This window comes from Pseudoalteromonas sp. T1lg10 (genome assembly GCF_002964545.1).
In the GTDB taxonomy this organism is placed as follows: Bacteria; Pseudomonadota; Gammaproteobacteria; order Enterobacterales; family Alteromonadaceae; genus Pseudoalteromonas.
Window position 1 is genome coordinate 1 of record NZ_PQBV01000049.1, and the last position, 24,194, is coordinate 24,194.

Genomic DNA, 24,194 nt, shown 5'->3' on the forward strand with positions numbered 1-24,194 from the left:
TGCAGTTAGAGTTGTTTTACCGTGGTCAACGTGGCCGATTGTACCAACGTTTACGTGCGGTTTTACGCGTTCAAACTTTTCTTTTGCCATGACGGAACCTATCAGTTTTTGTGTATCTAGATTACATATCAAACGATCGACAAAAAACGACGATCAATTCAATTCTTCATTATTGAATATTTTTTAGACAAATCAAAGGAAGTATTTCAGGACAGACAGGACTGGAGTGGTGCTGATAGGCAGATTTGAACTGCCGACCTCACCCTTACCAAGGGTGCGCTCTACCAACTGAGCTATATCAGCACACCAGAAAACTGGAGCGGGCAGCGGGAATCGAACCCGCATCATCAGCTTGGAAGGCTGAGGTAATAGCCATTATACGATGCCCGCTTTCTAGGAACCTGTTCTTAACTACCTCTAACCGTCAAGAATTTAGAGTGGTGGAGGGAGCTGGATTCGAACCAGCGAAGGCAGTGCCGTCAGATTTACAGTCTGATCCCTTTGGCCGCTCGGGAACCCCTCCACGCAAAATTCTTTCTAAAGCCTTTCCAAGATGAGGAAATGGTGCCGACTATCCGAGTCGAACGGATGACCTACTGATTACAAGTCAGTTGCTCTACCAACTGAGCTAAGTCGGCACTGCTTTAGTACGGGGCGAGATTCTAGAGTAAGGTTTATTGGGATGCAACTATAAAATCAAAAAAAGTTTAGGTTTGTGGTGCGAACGTTCATTATTCACCCAAAACAGAGCTTTTTTAAACAATTCACCCTTGTTTTTGCCACTGCCACAGGCCTTCGAAGACCAAATGGGGACGATAAATACCTTGCCCCAGGTGTTGATGCAGAGCCAAACCATCGCCGCCGGTGATCAATAATTGCACATCCTGCCCACAGCAGTGATGCGCCAGCACATATTCGATGGCACCGAGTGCACCGATAAGGGCGCCATTTTTCACCGCTGCCGGGGTTGATCGCCCCGGTTTGGGGTCTGCAACCAGGTCATCGACGGTAAAAACCTTTTCGGCGCGGCTCACTATGCTGTGCTCACTGAGCGTTAAACCGGGAAGAATATAGCCGCCAAGATGCTGATGAGCATCATCGATTAGATCTAGGGTCAGTGCCGTGCCGGCGTCAACCACTAGGGTGTAGCCGTTGGGGTTAGCACAGTAACCGGCGATCACCGCCAGCCAGCGGTCGATGCCCAGAGTAGAATAATTGTCATAGGCACAGTTAAGTTGTTGCCACTTTGCCGTCACCGCAGCGCGACGTACTCCCACTCCCTGCGTCTCGGCTTCTTTCACCAAGGCGCTTAAGGCGTCTGAGTCGGCTACCGCAGAAATAACCACTTCTTCTATCTGTGTCCAGGGCACAGCCTGCGGCTCTACTTGCTGTAGCTGAATGTCCTGCCCCGTTTCGGGGCCCGAGGTCAGCATCATTTTAAGTGCCGTATTACCGGCGTCGATTAATAGCTTCATGATTAACCCGTCGACTTAACCCTTAAACTGATCTCACCGCCAAAGTAACGCTTGCTTTGGCCATCGATGCGCAGCACCACGGCGCCCTGCTCGTCGATACCTTCACAGATGCCACGCCAGGTATTGGTGCCCGAGCTAAGCTCGACGCATTGACCGCTGAAGGCATGCACCCTATTCCACTGCTGATACATGCCCTGCAGACCGGTTTGGCGATATTGGGCCAGGCGCTTTTGTAAAAAGCAGGTGAGCACGGCCACCAACTGGTTTTTATCCAGCTCACCGGCGAACTCGTTGAGATCGCACCAGGGCTGATCTATATGCTCGGCCGCTGCCTGAGGCATGGAAATATTGAGGCCTATGCCAATCACCAGATGACAGGGTCCTTCGGCGGTACCATCGAGTTCCACCAGCACGCCCGCCAACTTACGGCCATCGACCAGCACATCGTTCGGCCATTTCAGCTGCACTTCAAGATCATAGAGCGCCTTTAGGCTGTCATAGACCGCCAGACCCACGGCAATAGATAAACCCATGGCCGCATGCATGCCATCGTCTAAGCGCCAGTAATAGCTGTAATAAAGGTTGGCTGCAAAGGGGGATTGCCAGGTGCGGCCGCGCCGTCCCTTGCCTTTCTGCTGCATTTCTGCCACCAGCACGCTGTTATTGTTTGCCTCGGTGCTTTGCACCCGGCGCATCAGTTCGGTGTTGGTGGAGTCGATAATGGGCTGTACTTCAAAATGACAGCCGCTGCCGTCTAACTCTTGATAGGCCAGCTCGATATCCGCTTGCTTAAGCAGGCTCAAAGGTCGACTGAGGCGATAGCCCTTGCCATTGACCTTGTAAATATCCAGCCCCATTTCCTGCAAGGACGTAATATGCTTGGCCACGGCGGCACGGCTAATGCCTAGTTGCTCGCCCATGGCTTGCCCGGAAATAAACTCGCCCTTATTTAAGGCCTGTAATATGGCCAGCTTGTTACCGTCAGGCGCCTTCATGAGTGGCCCCTACATGAATTTCTTGCAGCTCGCCCATCAATCGCACTTCATGCTCCAGGTCAATGCCGAAACGCTGTGCTACCACGCTTTGAATATGCTTGATCATCTCCAGCAATTCTTCAGCCCGACCCGCACCGCGATTCACCAGCACCAGGGCCTGCTTATCGTGCACGGCGATATCGCCAATATGAAAGCCTTTTAGTCCGGCCTGCTCTATCAGCCAACCGGCGGCCACCTTTTGCTGCTCGGCATCGACGTCATAGCAGGGCAGTTGCGGATATTGCTCTTTTAAAGCGGCTACCTGAGGGCGTGGCAGTATGGGGTTTTTAAAGAAGCTGCCGCAATTAGCCAGTACCTTAGGATCTGGCAGTTTTGCGTGACGCACCGCCACCACCTCATCAAATACCTGCTTGGCGCTGGGCTGCTGTAAACCCTGCAAGGGTCCGTAGCTGATATTCGGCTGCCATTGCTTAGGTAGGCGCAAACCAACCTGGGTAATAATAAACTGGCCCTTTAGCTCATGTTTAAAGACGGAATCGCGATAACCAAAGCGGCACTGCTCGGCACTGAGGCGCTGGGTTTCACCGTGCGCTATGTGATAGCCCTCGACATACTCGACAAACTGCGCCAGCTCGACACCATAGGCACCGATATTCTGCACCGGCGCGGCGCCAACATTACCAGGAATAAGAGCCAGGTTTTCCAACCCCGGCATATTCAAGGCCAAGGTGTTCTCCACCAGCGCATGCCAGTTTTCACCGGCCGCACAATGCAGCAACCAGCTTTGCGACAACTCCTCAATACGCACCCCTTTATTGGCGATCAAGATAACCGTACCTTGATAGGGAGTGGTAAAGATGGTGTTGCTACCCTCGCCAAGCACACAAAACGCTTGGGCGTAATCGAACTCGCGAAGCTGGGCTGGATCTGTGACGGTCACAAGCGTCTGACAGGGCACGTCCAGCGCAAAGGTATGATGGCTTTGTAATGCAGGCAAAGGAAACGTCTCTCTTGGCTATTTGCCCTAAGTGTACCCCAAGCCAGCCAACAGACATAGCTGTCAGTCGTTGACTATATCTGATATAACAAGCACTTCTTATTTCACCCGTTCTGAGGATGCTATGAAATTAAAACCTCTTGCTCTTGCCTTAGCGCTTGGCGGCGTTAGCCTGCACAGCCTGGCTGCCAGCGATGAGCACACCTATGCCAACCTAGACGATGTGGTCTCCACACACCTGTTTTTAGATCTTGATGTCGACTTCGCCGACAAGCAATTAGAAGGCTTCGTTGAGCATAGCCTGAAGTGGAAAAATGCCGCTGCTCGTACTCTGGTACTGGATACCCGCGACCTTGAAGTTGACCGCGTGATCTACCAGGACGCCCAAGGCAAATGGCACAAGGCAAAATTTGATTTAGCGGCTCGTGACGATGTGAAGGGTTCAAAACTAACCATTCGCTTTAAGCAGCAAGCTCCTAAGGTTCGTATTTATTACAACAGCTTGCCACAAGCATCTGGCCTGCAATGGCTGACGCCGGAGCAAACCGCCAGCAAAACTCAACCCTTTATGTACAGCCAGTCACAGGCCATTCACGCCCGTAGCTGGATCCCGGTACAAGACACGCCGGCCATGCGCGTAACTTACAGCGCTCGTATCGAAACGCCGGAAAATGTTCGTGCGGTAATGAGCGCCGACAACACGGGTGCCTTTATCAAAGATGGCGACTACTTCTTCGATATGCCGCAGGCCATTCCGCCTTACCTGATCGCCATCGGCGCCGGTAACCTGGAATACAAGGAAATGTCGCACCAGACCGCGATTTTCGCCGAGCCGCAAATTCTCGATGCCTCGGTGGCCGAGTTTAACGACACCCAGGCGATGATAGATAAAACCGAAGTTATGTACGGCGAATACGCCTGGGGGCGCTACGATCTACTTATGCTGCCTCCTAGCTTCCCATTCGGCGGCATGGAAAACCCACGCCTGTCTTTTATCACCCCAACCGTAGTGGCCGGCGATAAGAGCCTGGTTAACCTGATCGCCCACGAACTGGCACACTCCTGGTCCGGTAACCTGGTTACCAACGCCACCTGGGAAGACTTATGGTTAAACGAAGGTTTCACCTCTTACGTTGAAAACCGCATTATGGAAGAAGTTTTCGGTCGTGAGCGTGCGGTGATGGAGCAATCTTTGGATGCCGCAGGCCTAAATGCCCTGCTAAAAGATATTCCGGCACCGGATACCCGCTTAAACCTGGAGCTGAACGGTCGCGATCCGGACGACGCCTTTAGCTCTGTGCCTTATACCAAGGGCCAGCTCTTCCTTATCTATTTGGAAGAAAAGTTTGGTCGCGATGTCTTTGACGAGTTCGTTAAGGGCTACTTTAAGGCCTATTCATTCCAGTCGCTGACCACGGCGGAATTTGAGCGTTACCTGGAAGAGAATCTGATCAACAAACACCCAGGTGTGGTCAGCATGGAGAAGGTCAATGAGTGGATCCATCAGCCTGGTCTACCTGCCGATGCACCTCAGCCTACTTCGGATGTGTTCGACAAGGTTGATGCCGAGACGCAAGCCTGGTTAGCCGGCAGTAAACCGGCCAGTGAATTGCCGACCGCAAACTGGACGGTGCATGAGTGGTTGCACTTTATCAATAACCTGCCACGCGACCTGGCTGGCGAGAAGATGGTCGAGCTGGACAGTCAGTTTAACCTGACCGCGTCAACCAATAAGGAAGTCGCCTTCGCTTGGTTTATGCTGGCGGTAGGCAACGGCTATGAAGCCATTTACCCGGCGCTGGATAAGCACCTAAGTGGCATCGGTCGTCGTAAATTGATCGTGCCTCTATACAAGGCGCTGATTAATAACAACAAGCGTGACTGGGCCTATGAAGTATACCAGGGCGCTCGTCCGGGTTATCACCCACTGGCGCAAGGTACGATAGACGCGCTATTTAACTGATAGCGACACGCTAAGTAAAAAGGGTGCTAGATGCACCCTTTTTTATTGCCTAAAGGCAGGCAAATACCTCCTTTGTCGACGCAGAGCATCGACCTACAAAACGCAAAGCATCAATTGAAATATTGTAGGTCGGGCTTTTAGCCCGACAAATAAGCACCGCGGGAGCATATTGCCTAAAGGCAGGCAAGTACCTCCTTTGTCGACGCAGAGCATCGACCTACAAAACGCAAAGTATCAAGATTGGCGTGGAACCTTGTAGGTCGGGCTTTTAGCCCAACAAATAAGCAACGCGGGAGCATATTGCCGATAAGCCCGACAAATGAGCAACACTGAAGCACATTGCTGAGAAAGCGCCCCCGCTGTCGACGCAGAGCATCGACCTACAAAACGCAAAGCATCACTGTTGCGACTGCACCTTCTGTAAAAATGCCTGGCGCTGTGCCGGCGTAGCCTGCTGCCACCAGAACTCTAGCATGGCGGCGGCACTGACATTGCCACCGGCTTGAGGGACAGGTGCAACTGCCGGTGCAACTGCGGGTGCAACTGCGGGTGCAACTGCCGGTGCAGACTTGGTCGAAACCGCCGGAGCTGGGGCTATATTGGCTGGCATCAAGGTTGGTGCTGTCAGCGCAGGCGCGGCAGTGCTCGGTGCGATAGTACTGGGTGCAACCACACTAGGCGCGGCCGCTTTAGGCATAGGCACTTCCAGCTGCTGACCCTCGGCGCGCAAACGCACGACGGGGCTTTGCGCGAAAAGCTTAGCGCCAGCAACGGTTGCAGCCCGATCGAACGTCACCTCATAATCCTGCCCGGCCTCAACCGCTAAGGTCACCCAAAAGGGTTCCGACTCGATTACCTCATGGTCATCAAAACCGCTTTCATAAAGGTCGCTGTATTTGAGCTTAAGACGATAGCTACCCGGAGCCAGTTCCAGCTCATCAACGGTATTGAAAATAGAATGCGAAATGGTTTTATCATTCACCTGTAAGGGGATAATTTCACTCGCAAAGGACACAGTTTCGGCATAAGCCGAGGGCATAAGCAACAGAGCCAGCGCCGCTGCACTGGAGAGTTTTTTCCACATGGGGGACCTACCTTACATTTAAGCTTTGGTTCTCAGTTTGACACTTATGCTTTTCTTTGTCATTACTGACACCCTGCTAGTAAAATTAAGGAGCTCGCTGTGAGCACAGAGACCATTTTCACTAAAATTATCAATCGCGAGATCCCCGCCGATATCATTTATGAGGACGAACAAGCACTGGCCTTTACCGATATTAATCCCCAGGCCCCATTTCACGTTTTAATTATCCCAAAAAAGACAATAGCGACCATTAATGATGTCACCACGGAAAATGCCGCCATTGTCGGTCATCTCTATGTGGTTGCAGCCAAGCTGGCAAAGGAGCATGGGTTTGCCGAGGATGGTTACCGGGTGGTGATGAACTGCAACGGCCATGGCGGACAAACCGTGTACCATATTCATCTCCATATGTTAGCCGGTAAGGCAATGGGTTGGCCTCCCTATCAGGATAAGCTAAAAGTATAGAAATCATCACTTTATTAACCTACCCACATACTTTTTTCTGGCTAAATCAGGCGCTTTTAGGTGCCTAATTTAGCCATTGCGTAACCTATTATTTACAAATGTTGGGTACATGGGCATAAATAGTCTTTTTTCACTACATAAATCAAAACACCCTAATACAAAAGAAGTGAATAGCGTGTTAGGATAGTGCAAATAGTTTTTAATGAGCCGACCACTAAATGAGTAAGACCGTATTTTTATTGCTTGAGCAGGAACCGATTAACCAGATTGGCACTAATGTTTTGGCACCGTTACTACGCACCCAAGGGTTTGAAGTACAAAAGGGTACCGACGTAACTCAAGTGCAGCCAGGTACGGCTTATTTATTTATCGAGACGTCTAACGAAGACGCCTGGGGTCGCTTAAAGTACCACCTTATAAACCTTAGGGTGGAGTGCGATATCGTCCTCTTCAACCTGGATGAGAACCCGGAACTGGCCAACCGTGCACTGTTAAGCGGTATTCGCGGGGTGTTCTATACCTCGGACAATGCCGATGTAATGATGAAGGGCATACGCTTATTACAAGAAAACCATTTATGGTATCGCCGTGATGTTATGTGTAACGTGCTTAATCGCATGCTGCATTTCAATAAGGACTCCTTACATAAACTCACCGAAGGCGACATCGAGCCGGTTAAACTTACCAAGCGTGAAAAGGCCATAGTTGGTCTAATGAGTAAAGGCGCTAAGAATAAAGAGATCGCCGAGCAGCTTAGCATCAGCCCGCATACGGTGAAAACGCACCTTTACAGTGCCTTCCGTAAAACCAAATGCCGTAACCGCATCGAGTTATTGTCCTGGGCTCAGACCAATATCCCGAACGAATTACGTTAATCATTCAAATAATCTTTGTCGGTGCTTCGCACCGACAATCGTGAGCATTCTGGCTTTTTTTGTCGGCCTGAAGGCCAACCTACCCCCCTTACACATAGCCAAGCTGGGATTTTTCCGTATAGTAGAAACTAAATACCCATAACCAATACATATCACGGATGCTAGACACAGCGACCCTCTTTTATACCAGCGCCGCGGCCATCTTTGTGATGGCCTTGCTCAATTTTATTACCTGGCGCGCCAACCGTAATTTTGTCGGCATCGGCCTGTATGTATGGTACCCGGTCTGCCTATTAGTAGGCATCATCATCTCCGCCATTGAAGCACCGCAACAACATGATCACTTTATCACCCTGGCCAACTTCTTCTTTATTTGCGGCTCGGTGATCCATGTCTTGGCCATCAATCGCTTCCTCAACTATAACGGCCTGCTGACCTACTTTTTTATCTTTGTCAGCTGCTGCTTATTTATCAGCTTTACCTACTTTATGTTTATCGCCGTGGATATCTCCGCCCAGGTGCTGCTGATCGACCTGCATCGCTTCGTCGAAGCGGCTTGTCTGTTCTACATTGTTAGTCGCTATGGCCGCAGTAAGTACCCCAGCGCCAGCCTGGTGTACCTGATCGCCCTGAGTATGTCGCTCTTAGTGTTTGCCGCCCGCGCCCTGGTCATGACCCACAGTGAGCACACCACGCAATTTGATAACGATTGGTTTAGTGTCGCGCTACTTGTTAAAGGCGTGCTCGCGCCCATGCTTTTTGCCGCCGGTGTAGCGCTGTTTTGTAATGAGCGCCGCGAGCTCAACCTCAATCAATTAACGGCAAAAACACAAAAGGATTTAGAGATCCGCGGCATGTTTTTATCCACCATCAGTCATGAGATCCGCACCCCGTTAAACGGCATACTCGGTAGCGCCCAGTTGATCCTGAATCAGGCCAGCACGCCGAAGAACAAACCTTATTGCGAGGCCATTATCAACTCCGCCGAATCCCTTACCCTGCTGATCGACAAGGTATTGGAGTACGCCAGCCTGGAACAAAGTGATGAAGCCCTGTATGAGGAAGACGTTGAGCTGCATACCTGGCTTAACAACCTGTGTTTATTGCTCAGTCCATTGGCGGAGCAAAAGGGGGTGAAGTTTGAGCTTAACTACAACCTGGCGAAACAGGCCTGTTATTACTGCGACCACCAAAAGCTCAGGCAAATTCTTATTAACCTGGTGGGCAACGCCATTAAATTTACCGATCAGGGTAAGGTCACCCTGAAGGTGGACCTGCTTCATGGTGGTCAGGAGGAACACACCCTGGGCTTTAGCGTTATCGACTCGGGACCGGGCATCGAAGAGGATGAAATCCAGTATTTAACCGAACCCTATGTACAAAGCAGCGCCGGCAAGCTCAAGGGCGGCTCAGGGCTAGGGCTGGCGATCACCAGCCGCCTGCTGGCCCACCTTGGCAGCCAGTTAAACATTACCAGTCGCCTGGGTGAAGGCAGCACCTTTAGCTTTACCGTTAAGCTCACGGTGGGTGAACTGAGCCTGGTAGAAAAACGCCCTAAATCAGATAATTATCGTACCGGTTTGGATGTACTTTTGGTTGAAGATCTGGAGCTGAACCAGAAAATCGCCATCGAATTTATGGCCGAAGACGAGCACAGGGTGAAACTGGCCACCGACGGTCGCAGCGCCATCGAGCTGCTGAAACAACATCATTTCGATGTCGTGCTTTTGGATATGAACCTGCCGGACTTCAGCGGCCAGGAAGTGATCCGCAAGCTCAAAACCATGGACCATCGCAATCACCGCACCCCGATATTGGCCTTTACCGCCAGCCTTAGTCCCGATGAGGTCAAGGAATATCTGGCCTTGGGTATCAAGGACATAGTCGGCAAACCAATTAAGCAAGAGAAGCTCAGACAGGCGCTAAGTGACTCGCAATCAAACCAGACCCCGAATATCAGCGTCGCGTTAAAGGACGTGCTCTACGATGAAACCGCCGCCGAGCTGATGGCCAATACCTTTGCCGAGCAAGAACTGATATCCATCTACAATGAATTCGTGCTTTCGGCGCGCAACAAACTGCTGCGCTGTCAGCAACTGGTGGGCAATGATAAGGAGCAGTGCATCAAGCTGTTACACCGTCAGGCCAGCACCGCCTTACAACTGGGCTTTAATCGCTATGGCATGGCACTGAAAAAAATCGAACGCCGTCTGCTCGACGGTAAGACCATAGACGAGGGTCTGGCCGAAGGCCTCGACCTATGGCAGCAAAGTCTGGAGCAATACCTTAAGTTTATGCGCAGCCAGACGCTGCGTTAACGGCCGAGCTCTCGCAGCCGCGCTTTAGCAGCCGTGCTTTAGCGGCCGTAATCGTCGTCAAAACGGATAATATCGTCTTCACCCAAATAATCACCGCTTTGCACCTCAATAATGATCGCCGCCCTATTACCCACATTGGTTAGGCGGTGGCGCTGCTGCGCCTGAATATAGATGGACTGACCGCTACTTAGTCGGTGCTCCTGCTGCTCAACCTGCACCAGGACCTCACCGCTAACCACGACCCAATGCTCGGAGCGATGTTGATGCGCCTGCAAGGACAAACGCGCCTGGGCCTGTAGCACAATGCGCTTGACCTTATAGCCGTCTCCCTCATTGAGCACCTCGTAATGCCCCCAGGGGCGAAAAGTCTGTCTATGGTAGCGACGTTGTTGCGGATGCTCTTCGGCCACCTTGGCCACCAGCTCGGGCATCTTTTCCAGGTGATCCTTAGCTGCCACTAAGATGGTATCGCCGCTGTGTACTATAACGGTATCGCTAATGCCTAAGGTCGCCACCAGGTGCTGTTCATCGGCGGCGATCAGGTTACCCCGGCTGTCGGCACAAACGGCGCTGCCGAGCACCAAATTATCATGCTCGTCGCGGCTATGATATTGATACAGCTGCGCAAAACTGCCGAGATCAAACCACTGCAGCGGCAACGGGCAGAGCAAAAGCTGCTCGCTACGCTCCAGCAGCGCATAGTCCAAAGAGTCCCCGTCCAGCAGTTGCCAGGCGTGTTCATCGACACGGGTAAAGTCCAGATCGCTGCTAAATGTTGCGGCACTACGCACTTTGGCCAATAGCTGCGGCCTGTGCTCCTGAAATTGGCGGATAAATACGCCACAACCGGCCAGCAACATACCCGAGTTCCAATAATATTGACCCTGCTTAAGATAATCCTCGGCGGTGGCCCGATCCGGCTTTTCGGTAAAGCCGGCAACTCGATACAAACCTTCGGTACAGTCTGCAGACGAAGCAAAACGTTTGCCCTTTCGGATGTAGCCAAAGCCGGTTTGCGGCTCACTCGGGGTAATACCAAATAAGACTAAATGCTGCTGCGCTGCGCCCTCGAGCTCACCCAGCTTGTCTGTGAGTAGCTCGAAGTTGGCAATGGCGTGATCGGCCGGGGCAAAGAACAGGCTCGCCTCGGCATGATGCTGCAGCGCCCACAGCGCTGCCAAGGCCGCCGCCGGCGCGGTATTTTTCCCTTCAGGCTCGAGAATAATGGCGCTGGCACACATATCTATCTCCAGCAACTGCTGCGCCACCATAAAGCGGTGCTCGGCACTGCAAATCACCAAAGGCGCCAGACAGCCCGCATGACGAAAACGTAACGCCGTTTGCTGTAGCAAGGAATGCTCGCCATTAAGACGCAAAAACTGCTTGGGACGATCCTGGCGCGACAGCGGCCATAACCGGGTGCCGCCGCCACCGGCGAGAAGTACGGGTAAAATCAAGATAGGGGCTCGGGTTCGCTAAGTCATATCAGCATTATACCACTGCCCCGGGGCTCCTGCCGATGACCTTACAACTACCCTAGCGCAAGTCAAAAGCGTCGGCATCCTGCCAGGCGGGAAAGGCCTGGCGGTATTCCTCTAACGCATCTTTGTCCAGAGTAATAGTGAGGACTTGTGGCTGGTCATCTGTGGCCTGAGCCAAAGGTTCGCCGCCAAAGTCATAGACCGCGGTACCACCATTATGCGCTATGCCGTGACCATCATCGCCAATACGATTAACCGCCAACACATAGCATTGGTTTTCAATGGCTCGTGCCCGTAGCAAGGTATCCCAGGCGCTACGTCGCGCCGCCGGCCAATTGGCAATATTGATCATCACCTCATAGTCGTTGCGGTTGCGTGCAAACACGGGAAAGCGCAGGTCATAACAAACTTGCGGCAGGATGCGCAGGCCCTTGAGGGTAAAAATGACTCTTTGCTTGCCGGGATTAAGGTACTTGCCTTCTTGCCCCAGGCAAAACAGGTGCCGCTTATCATAATGCTGCACCACACCGTCGGGAGACACCCAGTACAGGCGGTTAAACTTTTGCCCTTGCTCGGCGACGATCACACTGGCACACAGCACTGCCTGGTGGCGCTGAGCTTGCTCCATCAGCCAGGCCAGTATCTGCTCGGCCGACTCATGCACCTGGCTATCGGCCACTGCGAATCCGGTGGCGAAGGTTTCCGCGAGGATAATTAAATCGACATCGCCGATGGACTCAAGGCATGTACTTAGCTGCGTGAGATTGGTATCAACATCGAGCCAGCGGATATCCTGTTGTACCAGGGCGACGCTCAGATTCATGCACTTAGTCCTTATATCCCGGCGTTATAAGGCCAGGTACAAAAGGTTTTGATATACAGCTGCTCGACCTGCTCCCGCGCCCAGGGAGTACGGCGCAAAAACTTCAGTGATGACTTCACCGACGGGTCTTTCTTAAAGCAATTGATATTAATCTGCTGCGCCAGCTCCTCCCAACCATAATGCTCGGCCAGGCGGGTAACGATTTGCTCCAGCTTAACGCCGTGTAGCGGATTTTTAGGTTGTTCTTGATGCATTAAATTGCCTCGAAACATGTGATAAACCGCAGTTTAACGCAGTTGGTAAGCACTCGCCATGTGCTACTTGTACATGGCATACATTTCATCCAGGGATTGCGATAGTCCGTCCTCTTGCACCACGCGCACATGCTTGCGGTTAAGACCGCGGATATTATTGACCCCACAGGAGTGGGCAATAAGGCCAATGCCATAATGAATGTATTTGTTGTAGTTGGCCACCCGCTGGGTTTTATCCACAACATCCAAGCCCTTCATTAATTTAGGATTATGCGTGGTAATGCCGGTCGGGCAAGTGTCTTTATTACACTGCAGGGCCTGAATGCAGCCCAGTGAAAACATATGACCACGGGCCGAAACCACAAAGTCCGCTCCCAGCGCCACCGCCCAGGCCACCTTAGAGGGCACGATCAGCTTGCCCGAGGCGATAATGCGAATACGCTTGCGCAGGGCATGGCGTTCAAGCAAGTTGACCACCCAGGGCAGGCTCTCTTTGAGCGGCAAACCGACCGAGTCCAAAAGTGGCTGGGGTGCCGCCCCCGTGCCGCCATCGGCGCTGTCTATGGTCATAAAATCAGGAGCCGAAGCTGGGCCGCGATTATTAATTTCTTCGGCCAGCTCTTCTAACCAGGAGGTTTCGCCAATCACCGCTTTAAAGCCGGTGGGCTTGCCGGTAATGTTGCGCACATGGGCTATCATATCCAGCAAGTCGCCCACGTTCTTTATTTCCGGGTGACCATTGGGGCTGATGGAATCCTTGCCCTCGGGAATGCCGCGAATTTGGGCGATTTCCGCATTTACCTTGATCCCAGGCAACATGCCGCCCTTGCCCGGTTTGGCACCCTGGCTCATTTTAATTTCGAACATTTTTACCTGATCATGAGCGGCGATTTCCTTGAGCTTGACATCGCTTAATTTGCCATGCTCATCGCGCACCCCATATTTGGCGGTGCCGATTTGAAAAACGATGTCGGCGCCCCCTTCCAGGTGGTAGGGACTTAACCCACCCTCACCGGTATTCATCCAGCACTCGGCCTGACGAGCACCACGAGACAGTGCCAGCACAGCCCGCTTAGAAAGCGCGCCGTAGCTCATACCGGAAATATTAAACACTTTTTTTGCCCGGTAAGGATGAGGGCATTGCTCGCCTATGGTCACCGGCTCGGGCTCTATGGCGTCTTCTTCCAGGGTCGGAAAGGCGGTATTCATAAACATGATGGTGCCCGTGGGATCCAGGCTTTGCGTGGAACCAAACGCGGCGGTACGGTCGAGGTTCTTGGCGGCCTTATATACCCAGCTGCGCTCGGCGCGATTGAAGGGCATTTCTTCACGATCCATGGCGAAAAAGTATTGTCGGAAAAATTCCCCCTGACGCTCGAAAAAGTATCGAAAACGACCGATCACCGGATAATTTCGGCGTATTGCATGCTTATTTTGATGGATATCGACAAAATAATAATAGATGGTCAACAGCACCAAAAAGCCGATACAGAGTAAAAAGAGGCTGCTCATCAAGTCGATGGCATGGATCAAAAACTCACTCATGGTCATACACTTTTTCTATCCCTAATAAAGCTCAGATTTACATAAGATTAGGTAATTGACCAGCAGAAAAGTAAGGTTATTTTACCACCTGGCCCAAGACAAAACAGGCGACCCTGGCGCCATCGTTATGCGGCATTCGCAGGGACATCATGCTAGTATGGCGGCACCCGTATTTCCTAGTTTTGTTATGTCCGCCACTATTCGCCTTGCCAAGTATTTGTCCCATGCCGGAGTTTGTTCCCGCCGGGGCGCCTCGCGCCTAATTGATGCAGGCAGGGTGACGGTCAATGGCCGCGCCGCCAATCATATCGACCATGTCAGCGACCAGGATGAGATATGCCTTGATGGTCGGCGTATTGATGGACTGGCGCCCAAGCTGTATTACGCCTACCACAAGCCGGTGGGCATTGATTGTAAGCTAAGAGCCGAAGATCCAAGCAGCCTGATCCATCACTTACCGCCCGAGCAACGCACCTACCCCATTGGCCGCTTAGACAAGGACTCCCGTGGCCTGTTGATCCTGACCAATGATGGCGAACTCTGCAATCGGCTGGCCCATCCGGATCACAGCCATGAAAAAGAGTATTGGGTTGAGGTAGACAAGCCCTTGGATGAAGCGTTTTTTTCTCGCATGAGCGCAGGTGTACCCGTGGATGGCACACTCACCAAACCTTGTGTTTGCACGGCGCTTTCAGCCACACGTTTTAAGATCATCCTCACCCAGGGGCTCAATCGGCAGATCCGTAAAATGGCACGTTATTGCGGCTACCGCGTGGTCGACTTACTGCGCGTGCGCATCGGCCAACTGCACCTGGAGCCAACGCGCTTAGCCGAAAATCAATTTACCGAGCTCACCACGGAAGAAGTTAACTTGTTGAAAAAATAGCTTGATCATTTTGACTACAAGTGTAATCTTAAATTCAAGGATTACATTTGTGAGCAAAGTTATGATCGAGTTATCCAAAGCAGAGTTTGAGGTCATGGAAGCGCTGTGGCAGGGCCATCCGGCAAAGTCGAGCGAAATTATCGAGCGCCTCAGCGATGACACCCAATGGCATGACAAAACCATCAAGACCCTACTGGGTCGCCTCGTTAAGAAACAAGCGGTGAGTTTTGAAAAGCAAGGCCGCCTCTACCAATACAGCCCCACCATTGGCCGCGAAGATTACACCCTTAAACAGAGCAAGAATCTGATCCAGCGTTTCTTCAGTGGCCGCATTGCGCCTCTGGTCAGTGGCTTTGCCAAAACCGAACAGCTGTCACAGCAGGATATCAACGAACTCAAAGCCGTTATTAAAGAGTGGGAAGACCAACAAGGAAAGTAATATGTTGTCATGGCTTATTTCACAACAGGCACTGCTGTGCACCTTACTCGCCGCCTTGATTATCGCGGAACGTTATGCCCTTAAGGCACTGAGTGCACGCTTTATCTATGGCCTCTGGTTGTTGCTCCCAGCGTTGCTGCTGGCGCAAAGCATAGAGCTAAAAAATACGGTAGCCGCTCCGGCCATGATTGGCCAGTATGTGGTGACACCCTTGCGCCAGGCAAGTGCCGAGGTAAGCATTAGCTGGGAGCTGGCCTATTGGCTTATTGCCGCCGCCTTGTTCGCCCTTGTTGCCTACCAACATCTGGTATTTCAGCGCCGCCTGAACGCCATACCACTCGATAAGCAGCTGCCGGGACAGGCAGGCAATACGACTCTGTATTGCAGCAAGGCGATCAGCTCACCCATGGTGGTTGGCTTCTTTAACCCGCGCATTGTACTACCGCAGCGTTTACTGCAAGACGTCGATGCCTCGGCCCTCACCCTGATGCTCGAGCATGAGCGGATACATCTGGAGCGCCGCGATAATGTTATCAACTTGCTCGCCCTGAGCGCCGCCATTTTAATCTGGTTTAACCCCTTGAGCTGGGTGGCTTATTTCAGTCTTAGACGCATTCAAGAGCTGGCCTGTGATGAGCGGGTGCTAGCCGATAAATCCGCCGCACAGCGTTTGCAGTACGGCAAATCCATGGTCGAGTGCGCCAGCCAGTCACGGCTGCATAGCTTGGCTTATTCTTACTACGGAGATAAAAACATGATGTTACAACGCCTATACAATATGCAATCGGCCAATAAGGGCTATGCCCTGGCCAAGGCGCTGGCCCTGCTTGTTGCACTGGGAAGTTTCACCCTGGTTGCCGGCACTCAGGCTGGCGAAGGCCATAAGCAAAAGTCAGCGAGTCAGCCAAAACCCCTGATGCGTATTGAGCCCATTTACCCTAAAGAAGCAGCGGAGCAAAAAATTTCCGGTTCTGTGGTTTTGCGATTCCAAGTTGACGAGGAAGGCGCTGTTCGTAATGTGGTGGTGGTGCAGTCTCAACCGGCCAAGGTATTTGATAAAGAAGCGGTGCGTGCGCTGCAACAATGGCGCTATGAGCCTTACGCATTTCCACAAGAGGAACATTTGGTGCAGCTGGATTTCGCACTTAGCGCAGAGGTGCAACTACCTGAATTAACAGAGCGTATTAATGTAAAATCACATTAATTCGCAACGACCAAGAGTATAAAGCAAGCCCCTTAATTAAGGTGCTTGCTTTGTGTTTTTATAAAAACTAATCAGGTTAAATACATAGGGCTATCATGGCCAAGGGGCAGGCCAGGGACAGGGCCCAAATCAGCGAACGAGCCACATGCCAGTTATACCAATAACACAGGCAGTAGAGTACGCGGGCAAGCAAATAGGTAATGGCAAGCATATCCATCACAGCCCCCGAGGTGTTGGTGCCCAGCACCACAGCCAACGCTACCGCAAACACGATCAGGGATTCGAAGCTGTTTTGATGTGCCGCCAAAGCGCGGGCGCCAAATCCCGTTAAAGCCTGCTGTTGTGCTCGTGGGTGGCGGTTATCGTAGCCACCGCTTTGTTGCTGGGCCCAGGCCAAAGGAGCCTTGGCTAGAAAAGGAATTAAACACGCCAAGAGCGCGCAAATCACTAAAGTACTCATGCTTGATCCTTAATTTTATTCTTGTTTTTGCCATTGTGCGCCGCTTTGCAATCAAGCTCAATAGCCAAATTTAGAGCAAAAAAATGGCCAGCATGACTGGCCGAGCTTCCACTCACAAAATGTAACATCACCGCCCGTATAAAGAGAAAGCACACATTGCCGCCCCATCAATTATTGCGCTTTTATCACCACAAACAAAAGAGTGATAAGGCATTAAGACAGTTAGGTTAAATATTTGTAACAATTTCTTGCATTTGTACCTGTTTAGTCTATTTTCTGATCGGAGGTCACTCCTCCAACCTGATAGATAAAAATAGAATCAACAGGAACACACATGAAAACAAAACTACTCACATTGGCGCTGGCACTGGGTTTAAGCCAGGGTGCACTCGCCGCACAAGGGGTCGCCTTTATTCATGGCACCGGCCAGCAAACCGACGCCTATAACGACTATTGGACCGGCAGCTTCATCAATACGGTGCGCCAGGGCCTGAGCAATACCAGCAACTACACGGTTATTAATTGTGATTTTGAACAGTATATGTGGACCGATGGTGCCGCCGGCTGTTTAGCCTCACAACTCACCAGCTTTATCAACAATAAAAACATTACCGAGCTGACGCTGATCACTCATTCCAACGGGGGCAACGTGGTGCGCTGGATTTTATCCAACCCCACCTGGGATAGCCGCTATCCCAACATCATTAATAAGGTCACTCGTACCATAGCGCTGGCGCCGTCCAGTGGCGGTACGCCCTTAGCCGATGCGGTGGTGGCCGGCAATTCCTTTGAGCAAAGCCTTGGCTGGCTGTTGGGCTTCGCCAATGATGCGGTAAAGCAGCAACAGGTATCCTGGATGGCGTCTTACAATGCCCAGTGGCTCTATGGCACCCCCAACCGCCCCGGCCTGCCGTCCTATTTTGAAACCGTGGTCGGCAGCGACGTGGACTCGGCCATTTGGGATAGCGACAGTTATTGCGGCGGCTACCAGAATCAGGTGTCGCTGGAAGTCACTCAGAATTGGTTAGACAGCTGCTCCGACGGCTTCTTAAATTGCAGCTCGCAATCCATGGCCGGTGTGGTCTGGTTTCAAGATAAATCACGCACCCGAGGCCGCGAACCTCTGAGTCATCAACAAAGCCGCCGTAACTGTTTTGGCCTTGGCGACATGCTGAAGAACCGTATCTAGGAGCTAAAAAATGAAAAAATTAACCACAGTTTACGCCCTAGCCTTGCTTACCAGCACAAGCGCCATGGCAAATACCGATAACCGCCAAACCGTATATCAATTCCCGCAGATACAAGCCACACCGGCAACGCCCTTACAGTCATTGGAAAAAACCAGCGTTGAATACTGGCAACAGGTTTCGGGTAAAGAGCTTAAGCAGGGGGTACCTGTGTTTGTAAACCAGGCCGACCACCTTATCCGCGTTGCCCCCAAGGCCCGTTTTGAAAACGGTGAGGTGATCAAGCCCTATGACCTGCAACTCGATAAATTCTCCGTTCGCGATGCCCAAAGCCAGCGTGCGCTGCCGATGCAGGCCATTGCCGCACGGGAGCAAATGCAGCAAGCCGGTTTTAATGATGGTAGCGTCGGCCTCAAGCTGGGGCAGATTAACGGCAAGGGCCAGCCCATGCTGCATACCACTCAGGCACTCAATGACCAGGATATCTATCTGGTTCATGTAATCGAAAAAGGCTCGAGCAATGCTCTTAAAGCCCGTACCCAGTTCACCCTGGCCGAGCACCAGCAACGCCTAGGGGTCGAGCTCAACATGGGGCAGACGAAACTGCAGGATAAAAACGTGCAGCTTAAGCTCCATAGCCCAACTGGAGAGCAAATAGGTGCTCGCTACCAAGGCGGCGAAGCGATTTTCGATCAGCCTCTGACCTACCTGGGCGCCGCCAATGGCTACTACGAACTGGAGGCCAGTATTGACACCCAGGTTAACGGCCAAAAGGTCAAACGCTCGGTGAAAATGCCCTTTGTGCACAGCATGCAAACCATCAGCATGAGCGATGCCAAGGTAAAGGCCTTAGGCGGTAATCAATACCAGGCCAGTGTCCCGGTGGAAGTAACCGACAGCGGCCGCTATGCCATTCGCGCCACCCTTACCGGCCGTGCCGATAATGGCGAGCGCATTAGGCTGGCAACGGTTGAGGTCGCCAAGGAGCTCAATGGTAACGGCCAGTTTTTTATGCCCTTTAGCGCCACCCAAAGTGCCAATGCCCCCTACCGCCTGGTGGATATTGAATTAACGGACCAAACCCGGATGCTGAAGTTTACGCCGCAGTGATCCCTGCGCTGATATTGTGGACCCAACCAAGTCGGTGCCCAGCACCGGCTTTTTTGTGGCTGCAGGACTTGCCGGCTCGTGACGCCAAGGCCAAGCACTTGCTATACAAAATCAACAGGCTGATCTAGGTTGTTAATTGAACGAAATTAAAAAACGCCCTGCAAGCGGTGCGTGATATTTCAATCCAACTAGGGAGATACGTCATGACTCAGGATGAAATTAATCAAGCTGAATGGAACAAAGATGATAACTGGACGAAATTAAAGTGGATGGGTCTCTATTTTAGTAAAAAAGACTCGCGAACCTGGGTGCCTAAGCCTTACCCGATCTTAGGGTGGACGGTAAATCTGGCCAACCCGGGTGGTGTGCTTTCATTAAGTAGCATTATTGCCGTGCTAATGCTGATTTCGGGTCTTGTTGGCTACAATTTGGCGTAATAATACCCGCCAGGCGATTAATTACGACTACCCCAAACTTCTCTGAGGGAATAAGATCAGCCCTATCGAAGTGATCTTGTACAAACCTGGGTTTAGCGTGCCTAAGAATTTGCTCACCTAAGCTAAAGGTAAGCCTACCACTCGCGTTACCAAATTGTTTTTATTAAGGAAGTTTTAGATGGGGATATTTGAACGTTACTTGTCTGTCTGGGTAGCAATCGCCATTGCCACGGGTGTTGCTGTTGGCGTGATTTACCCACCCCTGTTCGAATTTGTTGCCACGCTGGAAGTGGCGCACGTCAATGTCGTCGTTGCCCTGTTTATCTGGGTAATGATTTACCCCATGATGGTACAGGTAGACTTTAGCACCATAAAAGAAGTGGGGAAAAACCCGCAAGGCCTGATACTCACCTTAGTGATCAACTGGCTTATTAAGCCATTCTCTATGGCGGCTTTGGGCTGGTTGTTCTTTGAAGGTATTTTTGCAGACTGGGTCTCTCCCGAAACCGCCCAAGAATACATCGCCGGCATGATCTTGCTTGGCGTAGCACCCTGTACCGCAATGGTATTTGTCTGGTCGCAACTCACCAAGGGCGATGCGAACTACACCCTGGTACAGGTCTCGGTCAATGACATCATAATGATCTTTGCTTTTGCACCCATAGCCGGCTTGCTCTTGGGGGTCACCGATATTCACGTTCCCTGGAACACCCTGTTTATTTCGGTAGTACTGTATGTGCTTTTACCTCTAGTAGCGGGTGCTTTAACACGCAAAACGCTAAACCGCTCTGGAAGAAATGAAGCAGCGGTTGCTGATTTGCTGGCGCGGCTTAAACCATTTTCGATCATGGGCTTGCTAGCCACTGTGGTACTGTTATTTGGTTTTCAGGCCAAGACCATTCTTGCTCAACCCTTAAACATAGTCTTGATCGCGATTCCGCTGATACTGCAAACCTATGGCATCTTTATTCTGGCTTACTTTATCGCTGTAAAGCTGAAGCTCAAGCACAACATAGCCGCTCCCGCATGCTTAATAGGCACATCGAACTTCTTTGAATTAGCGGTCGCGGTAGCAATCTCGTTATTTGGCTTACATTCGGGAGCGGCCCTGGCCACGGTCGTGGGTGTGTTAGTTGAAGTGCCGGTTATGCTGTCTCTTGTGGCCATAGTCAATAAAACTCGGCACTGGTTTAGCAACTAACACCGGGCGTTTAACTACCTGGCGAGGGAGGAGGCGATAATCCTCCCCTATAACCAGTATGTAAATTCCTCATTCGCCAGCGCTGCATGGCCATGCTAACTTGGTTTTTTAAGTCCCTATTAACCGCTATGACCTGGATTTTCTTTACCTTTTTAGCCGCATTCAGTCAAAGCTGGCGTAACGCCCTGCAAAGCAAATTAAGTCAGCATACGGCCAGTTTAGCCGTGACCTTGGCGCGCTTTATTCTTGCCGGGCCCATCGCTGCCTTGTATCTGGCTGGCTTATATCAATTCGAACCCGCACCGGCGCTTGAGCCCTCCGGCTCGTTTATTTTTTACATAATCGGTGCTGCGGTCATGCAGATTATCGCCACCGCCCTTATGGTGCGCCTTTTTAAAATGAACAACTACGCCGTGGGTGCGGGGCTGGCCAAAAGTGAAGCCCTGGTGGCGGCTATTCTTGGCATGCTGTTCTTTGGTTCGGCGCTGAGTTTACTGGGGTGGTTAGGTGTCATACTCGGTGCCGTTGCCGTCATCTTGTTATCCGGCCCCAGTATTCGCGGCTTAAACATTAACACCGTGGTGATGGGTTTAGCCTGCGGCACCAGTTTTGCGCTTACATCACTGTGGGTGCGCGAAGCCAGCCTGTCATCGGGCTTGCTGTTTCCTCACAGCGCCGCCTGGGTTTTGCTCTTGGTGATAAGTTTGCAAACAATACTGCTGCTGATTTATCTGGGAATTAAGAACAAAAGTGCCTTGCTCAGTCTGTGGCAACATAAGGGCTTAACAATGTGGATCAGCCTCACCAGCTGCATTGGCTCCATAGGCTGGTTTAGTGCCATGAGCCTGCAGCATGTGGCTTATGTGAAAACGCTCGGGCAGGTCGAGATTTTCTTTACCTTGGCTATTTCATATTTGTGGTTAAAGCAACCGGTGAAGCGCCGCGATAGCCTGGGCTTATTCTTGATTGCCTTGGCCGCTATCGCGGTTATGTGGGGTTAACCGTTATTCAATTTCATCAATACGCCTGCCTTCTTGTCGGCCTAAAGGCCGACATACAACTCTGGCGGCAAGCGCCATACTCAGTGCGCTAGTTTCAGGGTGATCACCCCGGCAATAATCAATAGCACGCCAAAGTAGCGCATCAGCGATGAGCTGTCGCCGTAGAAGAGGATACCCACCAGGAAGGTGCCGGCGGCGCCGATGCCGGTCCACACCGCATAGGAAGTGCCCATGGGAATGGTTTTTTGTGCCAGCCAGAGCAAAAAGCCGCTAATGGCCATAAAGATCACCGCCATGGCAATGCCAAACCAACGGGTTTGCGGCTCCTGCGCCAACTTCAGCCCCACCGGCCAGCCAATTTCAAATAATCCCGCACAAATCAAATACACCCAGGCCACTAGCCGTTCTCCTTAACCAGTTTTACTTCGTAGAGATCGCCGCGACGATCCTTTAAGTTGCGCACTGTACCCTCACTGTGCAGTATCTTCAATTTATCCATGTCCAAATCGGAGAACAGCAGCATCTCGGTGTTTGGGGTGGCCTCGTTAAGGCAGGCATCGTGAGGGAAAGAAAAGTCCGACGGCGTCAGCACCGCGGCCTGGGAATACTGTACGTCCAGGCTTTCCACCTCGGGCAGGTTGCCGACGCTGCCGGCGATCACCACATAGCACTCGTTTTCTATGGCCCGCGCCTGGGCGCAATGGCGCACCCGTAAGTAGCTGTTTTTGGTGTCGGTCCAAAAGGGCACGAAGAGAATATCCAGCCCCTGCTCAGCGAGAATACGCGACAGCTCTGGGAATTCCACGTCATAACAGATTTGAATACCAACCCGTCCGGCATCGGTTTCAAACACGGCTATTTTATCGCCGCCCTGGATCACCCAGTCATAGGCCTCGTGCGGGGTAATATGAATTTTGCGCTGCTCATCCACCTTGCCGCTGCGATGACACAAGTAGCTGACATTATAGATGGTATCGCCTTCAGCCAGGGGCATGGAGCCGGTAATGATATTGGCGTTGTATTCCACCGCCATGCGCGACATGGCTTTAACAAAGGTGTCCGTGTATTCCGCCAGATTGCGAATGGCCTCGGTTTGCCCGCGATATTTATGCAGCCCCATTAAGGGCGCATTAAAAAACTCAGGGAAGAGAATAAAGTCGCTTTGGTAATCGGATACGGTATCAACAAAGTATTCCACCTGCTTGAGCAGTTCATCAACGCTTTCCACCTGACGCATCTGCCACTGCACCGCACCAACCCGCACCACCGACTTGGTGCTTTCGAGCACAGTCTCGGTCGGCTCAAAGAGAATGTTGTTCCACTCTAACAGGGTGGCGTAGCCCTCCGATTCTTCGTCCTCCGGCAGGTATTTTTTCAATAGCCGCTTTACCTGGAAATCATTCGCCAACTGGAAGCTCAGAATAGGGTCATACACCTCTCTGCGGTCCACCTTTTCTATGTACTCCATGGGCGACATATTTTCGCGGTAGTTGTGATACAAAGGGATGCGGCCACCGGCCAGAATCGCCCTCAGATTATACTGACGGCACAGCTCCTTGCGGGCATCATATAAACGTCGGCCCAGGCGCATACCGCGGTGGGTGGATGCTATGGCCACGTCTAAACCATAGAGGGCATCGCCGTTAGGATCGCTAAACACCCGATCATGGCTGTCGACGATATCGTCATAGGTATGGGGGTTGGAAAAACGCCCGTAGTCCACCTGCACACTCAGGGCCATGCCCACCAGCTTCTCATCGTCGACTATGCCGATTTGCCCCTCGGGAAACTGGTCTATCAAACGAAAAATGGTGTGGCTGGGCCAGGCGCCGCCAAGCTCAGGATAGGTTTCATCCATCAGGGTTTTGATTTGCGGGTACTGCTCTTTTGTCAGATTACAAATAGCCAAACGGGTTGTTTCGACCGACATGCTCATCTCCTAATTTACAACTCCAATCTATTGTGGTGATAATCTCACCAAAACGAAAGGGTTA

24 protein-coding genes and 4 tRNA genes are annotated in these 24,194 nt (G+C 51.7%); 12 read left to right on the forward strand and 16 right to left on the reverse strand.

The genetic code is table 11. The features are described from left to right. From C2M17_RS12570 to murB, 8 genes are all read right to left on the reverse strand, one after another. Positions 1-90: GTP-binding protein (locus tag C2M17_RS12570; RefSeq protein WP_233997923.1), on the reverse strand; the 90-nt coding region annotated here is incomplete at its 3' end. 137 nt (positions 91-227) lie between these two features. Continuing rightward, a tRNA-Thr gene (locus tag C2M17_RS12575) sits at positions 228-303 on the reverse strand. Between the two features lie 12 nt (positions 304-315). Continuing rightward, a tRNA-Gly gene (locus C2M17_RS12580) sits at positions 316-390 on the reverse strand. A 48-nt stretch (positions 391-438) separates the two neighbouring features. Continuing rightward, a tRNA-Tyr gene (locus C2M17_RS12585) sits at positions 439-523 on the reverse strand. A gap of 39 nt (positions 524-562) precedes the next feature. Next, positions 563-638, reverse strand: a tRNA-Thr gene (locus C2M17_RS12590). A 126-nt stretch (positions 639-764) separates the two neighbouring features. After that, positions 765-1,475 (reverse strand): type III pantothenate kinase, encoded by a 711-nt coding sequence (locus C2M17_RS12595; RefSeq protein ID WP_105201101.1) that lies wholly within the window; start codon positions 1,473-1,475, stop codon positions 765-767. Positions 1,476-1,477: 2 nt separating this feature from the next. Beyond that, complete coding sequence (birA, locus tag C2M17_RS12600; protein ID WP_105201102.1) at positions 1,478-2,470, reverse strand: bifunctional biotin--[acetyl-CoA-carboxylase] ligase/biotin operon repressor BirA; 993 nt, start codon at positions 2,468-2,470, stop codon at positions 1,478-1,480. After that, positions 2,457-3,467 (reverse strand): UDP-N-acetylmuramate dehydrogenase, encoded by a 1,011-nt coding sequence (gene murB / locus C2M17_RS12605; RefSeq protein WP_105201103.1) that lies wholly within the window; start codon positions 3,465-3,467, stop codon positions 2,457-2,459. The genes birA and murB overlap by 14 nt, the downstream gene beginning before the upstream one ends. A 124-nt stretch (positions 3,468-3,591) precedes the next feature. Between murB and C2M17_RS12610 the strand changes: the two genes are divergently transcribed. After that, a complete protein-coding gene (locus tag C2M17_RS12610) occupies positions 3,592-5,430 on the forward strand; it encodes a M1 family metallopeptidase (protein WP_105201104.1) in 1,839 nt (612 codons plus the stop codon). Positions 5,431-5,827: 397 nt separating this feature from the next. On the opposite strand, the gene C2M17_RS12615 is transcribed toward C2M17_RS12610, so the two are convergent. Next, positions 5,828-6,514, reverse strand: a complete 687-nt coding sequence (locus C2M17_RS12615) for a DUF2057 family protein (RefSeq protein WP_105201105.1) — start codon at positions 6,512-6,514, stop codon at positions 5,828-5,830. Between the two features lie 99 nt (positions 6,515-6,613). On the opposite strand from C2M17_RS12615, the gene C2M17_RS12620 reads away from it, so the two are divergent. From C2M17_RS12620 to C2M17_RS12630, 3 genes are all read left to right on the forward strand, one after another. Then, positions 6,614-6,979, forward strand: coding sequence for a histidine triad nucleotide-binding protein (locus C2M17_RS12620; RefSeq protein WP_105201106.1), 366 nt, complete (start codon positions 6,614-6,616; stop codon positions 6,977-6,979). A 218-nt stretch (positions 6,980-7,197) separates the two neighbouring features. After that, on the forward strand, positions 7,198-7,854 hold the full coding sequence (locus C2M17_RS12625; protein WP_105201107.1) for a helix-turn-helix transcriptional regulator: 657 nt from the start codon (positions 7,198-7,200) through the stop codon (positions 7,852-7,854). A gap of 158 nt (positions 7,855-8,012) precedes the next feature. Beyond that, a complete protein-coding gene (locus tag C2M17_RS12630; RefSeq protein ID WP_105201108.1) occupies positions 8,013-10,172 on the forward strand; it encodes a response regulator in 2,160 nt (719 codons plus the stop codon). A gap of 38 nt (positions 10,173-10,210) precedes the next feature. Here C2M17_RS12630 and C2M17_RS12635 read toward each other — a convergent pair whose 3' ends face one another. The 4 genes from C2M17_RS12635 to C2M17_RS12650 form a co-directional block, all read right to left on the reverse strand. Continuing rightward, positions 10,211-11,629, reverse strand: a complete 1,419-nt coding sequence (locus tag C2M17_RS12635; RefSeq protein ID WP_158684022.1) for a mannose-1-phosphate guanylyltransferase/mannose-6-phosphate isomerase — start codon at positions 11,627-11,629, stop codon at positions 10,211-10,213. A gap of 79 nt (positions 11,630-11,708) precedes the next feature. Then, positions 11,709-12,476 (reverse strand): amidohydrolase, encoded by a 768-nt coding sequence (locus C2M17_RS12640; protein ID WP_105201110.1) that lies wholly within the window; start codon positions 12,474-12,476, stop codon positions 11,709-11,711. 11 nt (positions 12,477-12,487) lie between these two features. Further along, positions 12,488-12,730 (reverse strand): VF530 family DNA-binding protein, encoded by a 243-nt coding sequence (locus C2M17_RS12645; protein ID WP_105188649.1) that lies wholly within the window; start codon positions 12,728-12,730, stop codon positions 12,488-12,490. A 63-nt stretch (positions 12,731-12,793) separates the two neighbouring features. Next, positions 12,794-14,275, reverse strand: coding sequence for an FMN-binding glutamate synthase family protein (locus C2M17_RS12650; RefSeq protein WP_105201222.1), 1,482 nt, complete (start codon positions 14,273-14,275; stop codon positions 12,794-12,796). 187 nt (positions 14,276-14,462) lie between these two features. Between C2M17_RS12650 and C2M17_RS12655 the strand changes: the two genes are divergently transcribed. The 3 genes from C2M17_RS12655 (at position 14,463) to C2M17_RS12665 (ending at position 16,804) form a co-directional block, all read left to right on the forward strand. After that, positions 14,463-15,161, forward strand: coding sequence for a pseudouridine synthase (locus C2M17_RS12655; protein ID WP_105201111.1), 699 nt, complete (start codon positions 14,463-14,465; stop codon positions 15,159-15,161). Between the two features lie 61 nt (positions 15,162-15,222). Continuing rightward, positions 15,223-15,600 carry a BlaI/MecI/CopY family transcriptional regulator gene (locus C2M17_RS12660; protein ID WP_105201223.1) on the forward strand — a complete coding sequence of 126 codons (378 nt, stop codon included), beginning with the start codon at positions 15,223-15,225 and terminating at the stop codon, positions 15,598-15,600. A gap of 1 nt (position 15,601) precedes the next feature. Continuing rightward, the gene (locus C2M17_RS12665) at positions 15,602-16,804 is read left to right on the forward strand and encodes a M56 family metallopeptidase (RefSeq protein ID WP_105201112.1); all 1,203 of its coding nucleotides are present in this window, start codon (positions 15,602-15,604) and stop codon (positions 16,802-16,804) included. Positions 16,805-16,880: 76 nt separating this feature from the next. On the opposite strand, the gene C2M17_RS12670 is transcribed toward C2M17_RS12665, so the two are convergent. Continuing rightward, complete coding sequence (locus tag C2M17_RS12670) at positions 16,881-17,264, reverse strand: MAPEG family protein (protein ID WP_105201113.1); 384 nt, start codon at positions 17,262-17,264, stop codon at positions 16,881-16,883. Positions 17,265-17,598: 334 nt separating this feature from the next. Between C2M17_RS12670 and C2M17_RS12675 the strand changes: the two genes are divergently transcribed. The 5 genes from C2M17_RS12675 to C2M17_RS12695 all read left to right on the forward strand — a co-directional run bounded on the left by C2M17_RS12675 (position 17,599) and on the right by C2M17_RS12695 (position 22,200). Beyond that, complete coding sequence (locus C2M17_RS12675; protein WP_105201114.1) at positions 17,599-18,453, forward strand: hypothetical protein; 855 nt, start codon at positions 17,599-17,601, stop codon at positions 18,451-18,453. A gap of 10 nt (positions 18,454-18,463) precedes the next feature. Further along, positions 18,464-19,561, forward strand: a complete 1,098-nt coding sequence (locus tag C2M17_RS12680; protein WP_105201115.1) for a DUF4785 domain-containing protein — start codon at positions 18,464-18,466, stop codon at positions 19,559-19,561. 203 nt (positions 19,562-19,764) lie between these two features. After that, positions 19,765-19,998 (forward strand): DUF5808 domain-containing protein, encoded by a 234-nt coding sequence (locus tag C2M17_RS12685; RefSeq protein WP_105201116.1) that lies wholly within the window; start codon positions 19,765-19,767, stop codon positions 19,996-19,998. Between the two features lie 178 nt (positions 19,999-20,176). Then, on the forward strand, positions 20,177-21,199 hold the full coding sequence (gene arsB, locus C2M17_RS12690; protein ID WP_105201117.1) for an ACR3 family arsenite efflux transporter: 1,023 nt from the start codon (positions 20,177-20,179) through the stop codon (positions 21,197-21,199). Positions 21,200-21,327: 128 nt separating this feature from the next. Continuing rightward, positions 21,328-22,200, forward strand: a complete 873-nt coding sequence (locus C2M17_RS12695; RefSeq protein WP_105201224.1) for a DMT family transporter — start codon at positions 21,328-21,330, stop codon at positions 22,198-22,200. A gap of 80 nt (positions 22,201-22,280) precedes the next feature. Here the strand turns inward: C2M17_RS12695 and C2M17_RS12700 are convergent, their stop codons facing one another. Both C2M17_RS12700 and C2M17_RS12705 read right to left on the reverse strand, forming a co-directional pair. Then, positions 22,281-22,598, reverse strand: coding sequence for a DMT family transporter (locus tag C2M17_RS12700; protein ID WP_105201118.1), 318 nt, complete (start codon positions 22,596-22,598; stop codon positions 22,281-22,283). Then, positions 22,598-24,130 carry a carbon-nitrogen hydrolase family protein gene (locus C2M17_RS12705; RefSeq protein ID WP_105201119.1) on the reverse strand — a complete coding sequence of 511 codons (1,533 nt, stop codon included), beginning with the start codon at positions 24,128-24,130 and terminating at the stop codon, positions 22,598-22,600. Before C2M17_RS12705 ends, C2M17_RS12700 begins: the two co-directional genes overlap by 1 nt. Positions 24,131-24,194 lie beyond the last annotated feature (64 nt).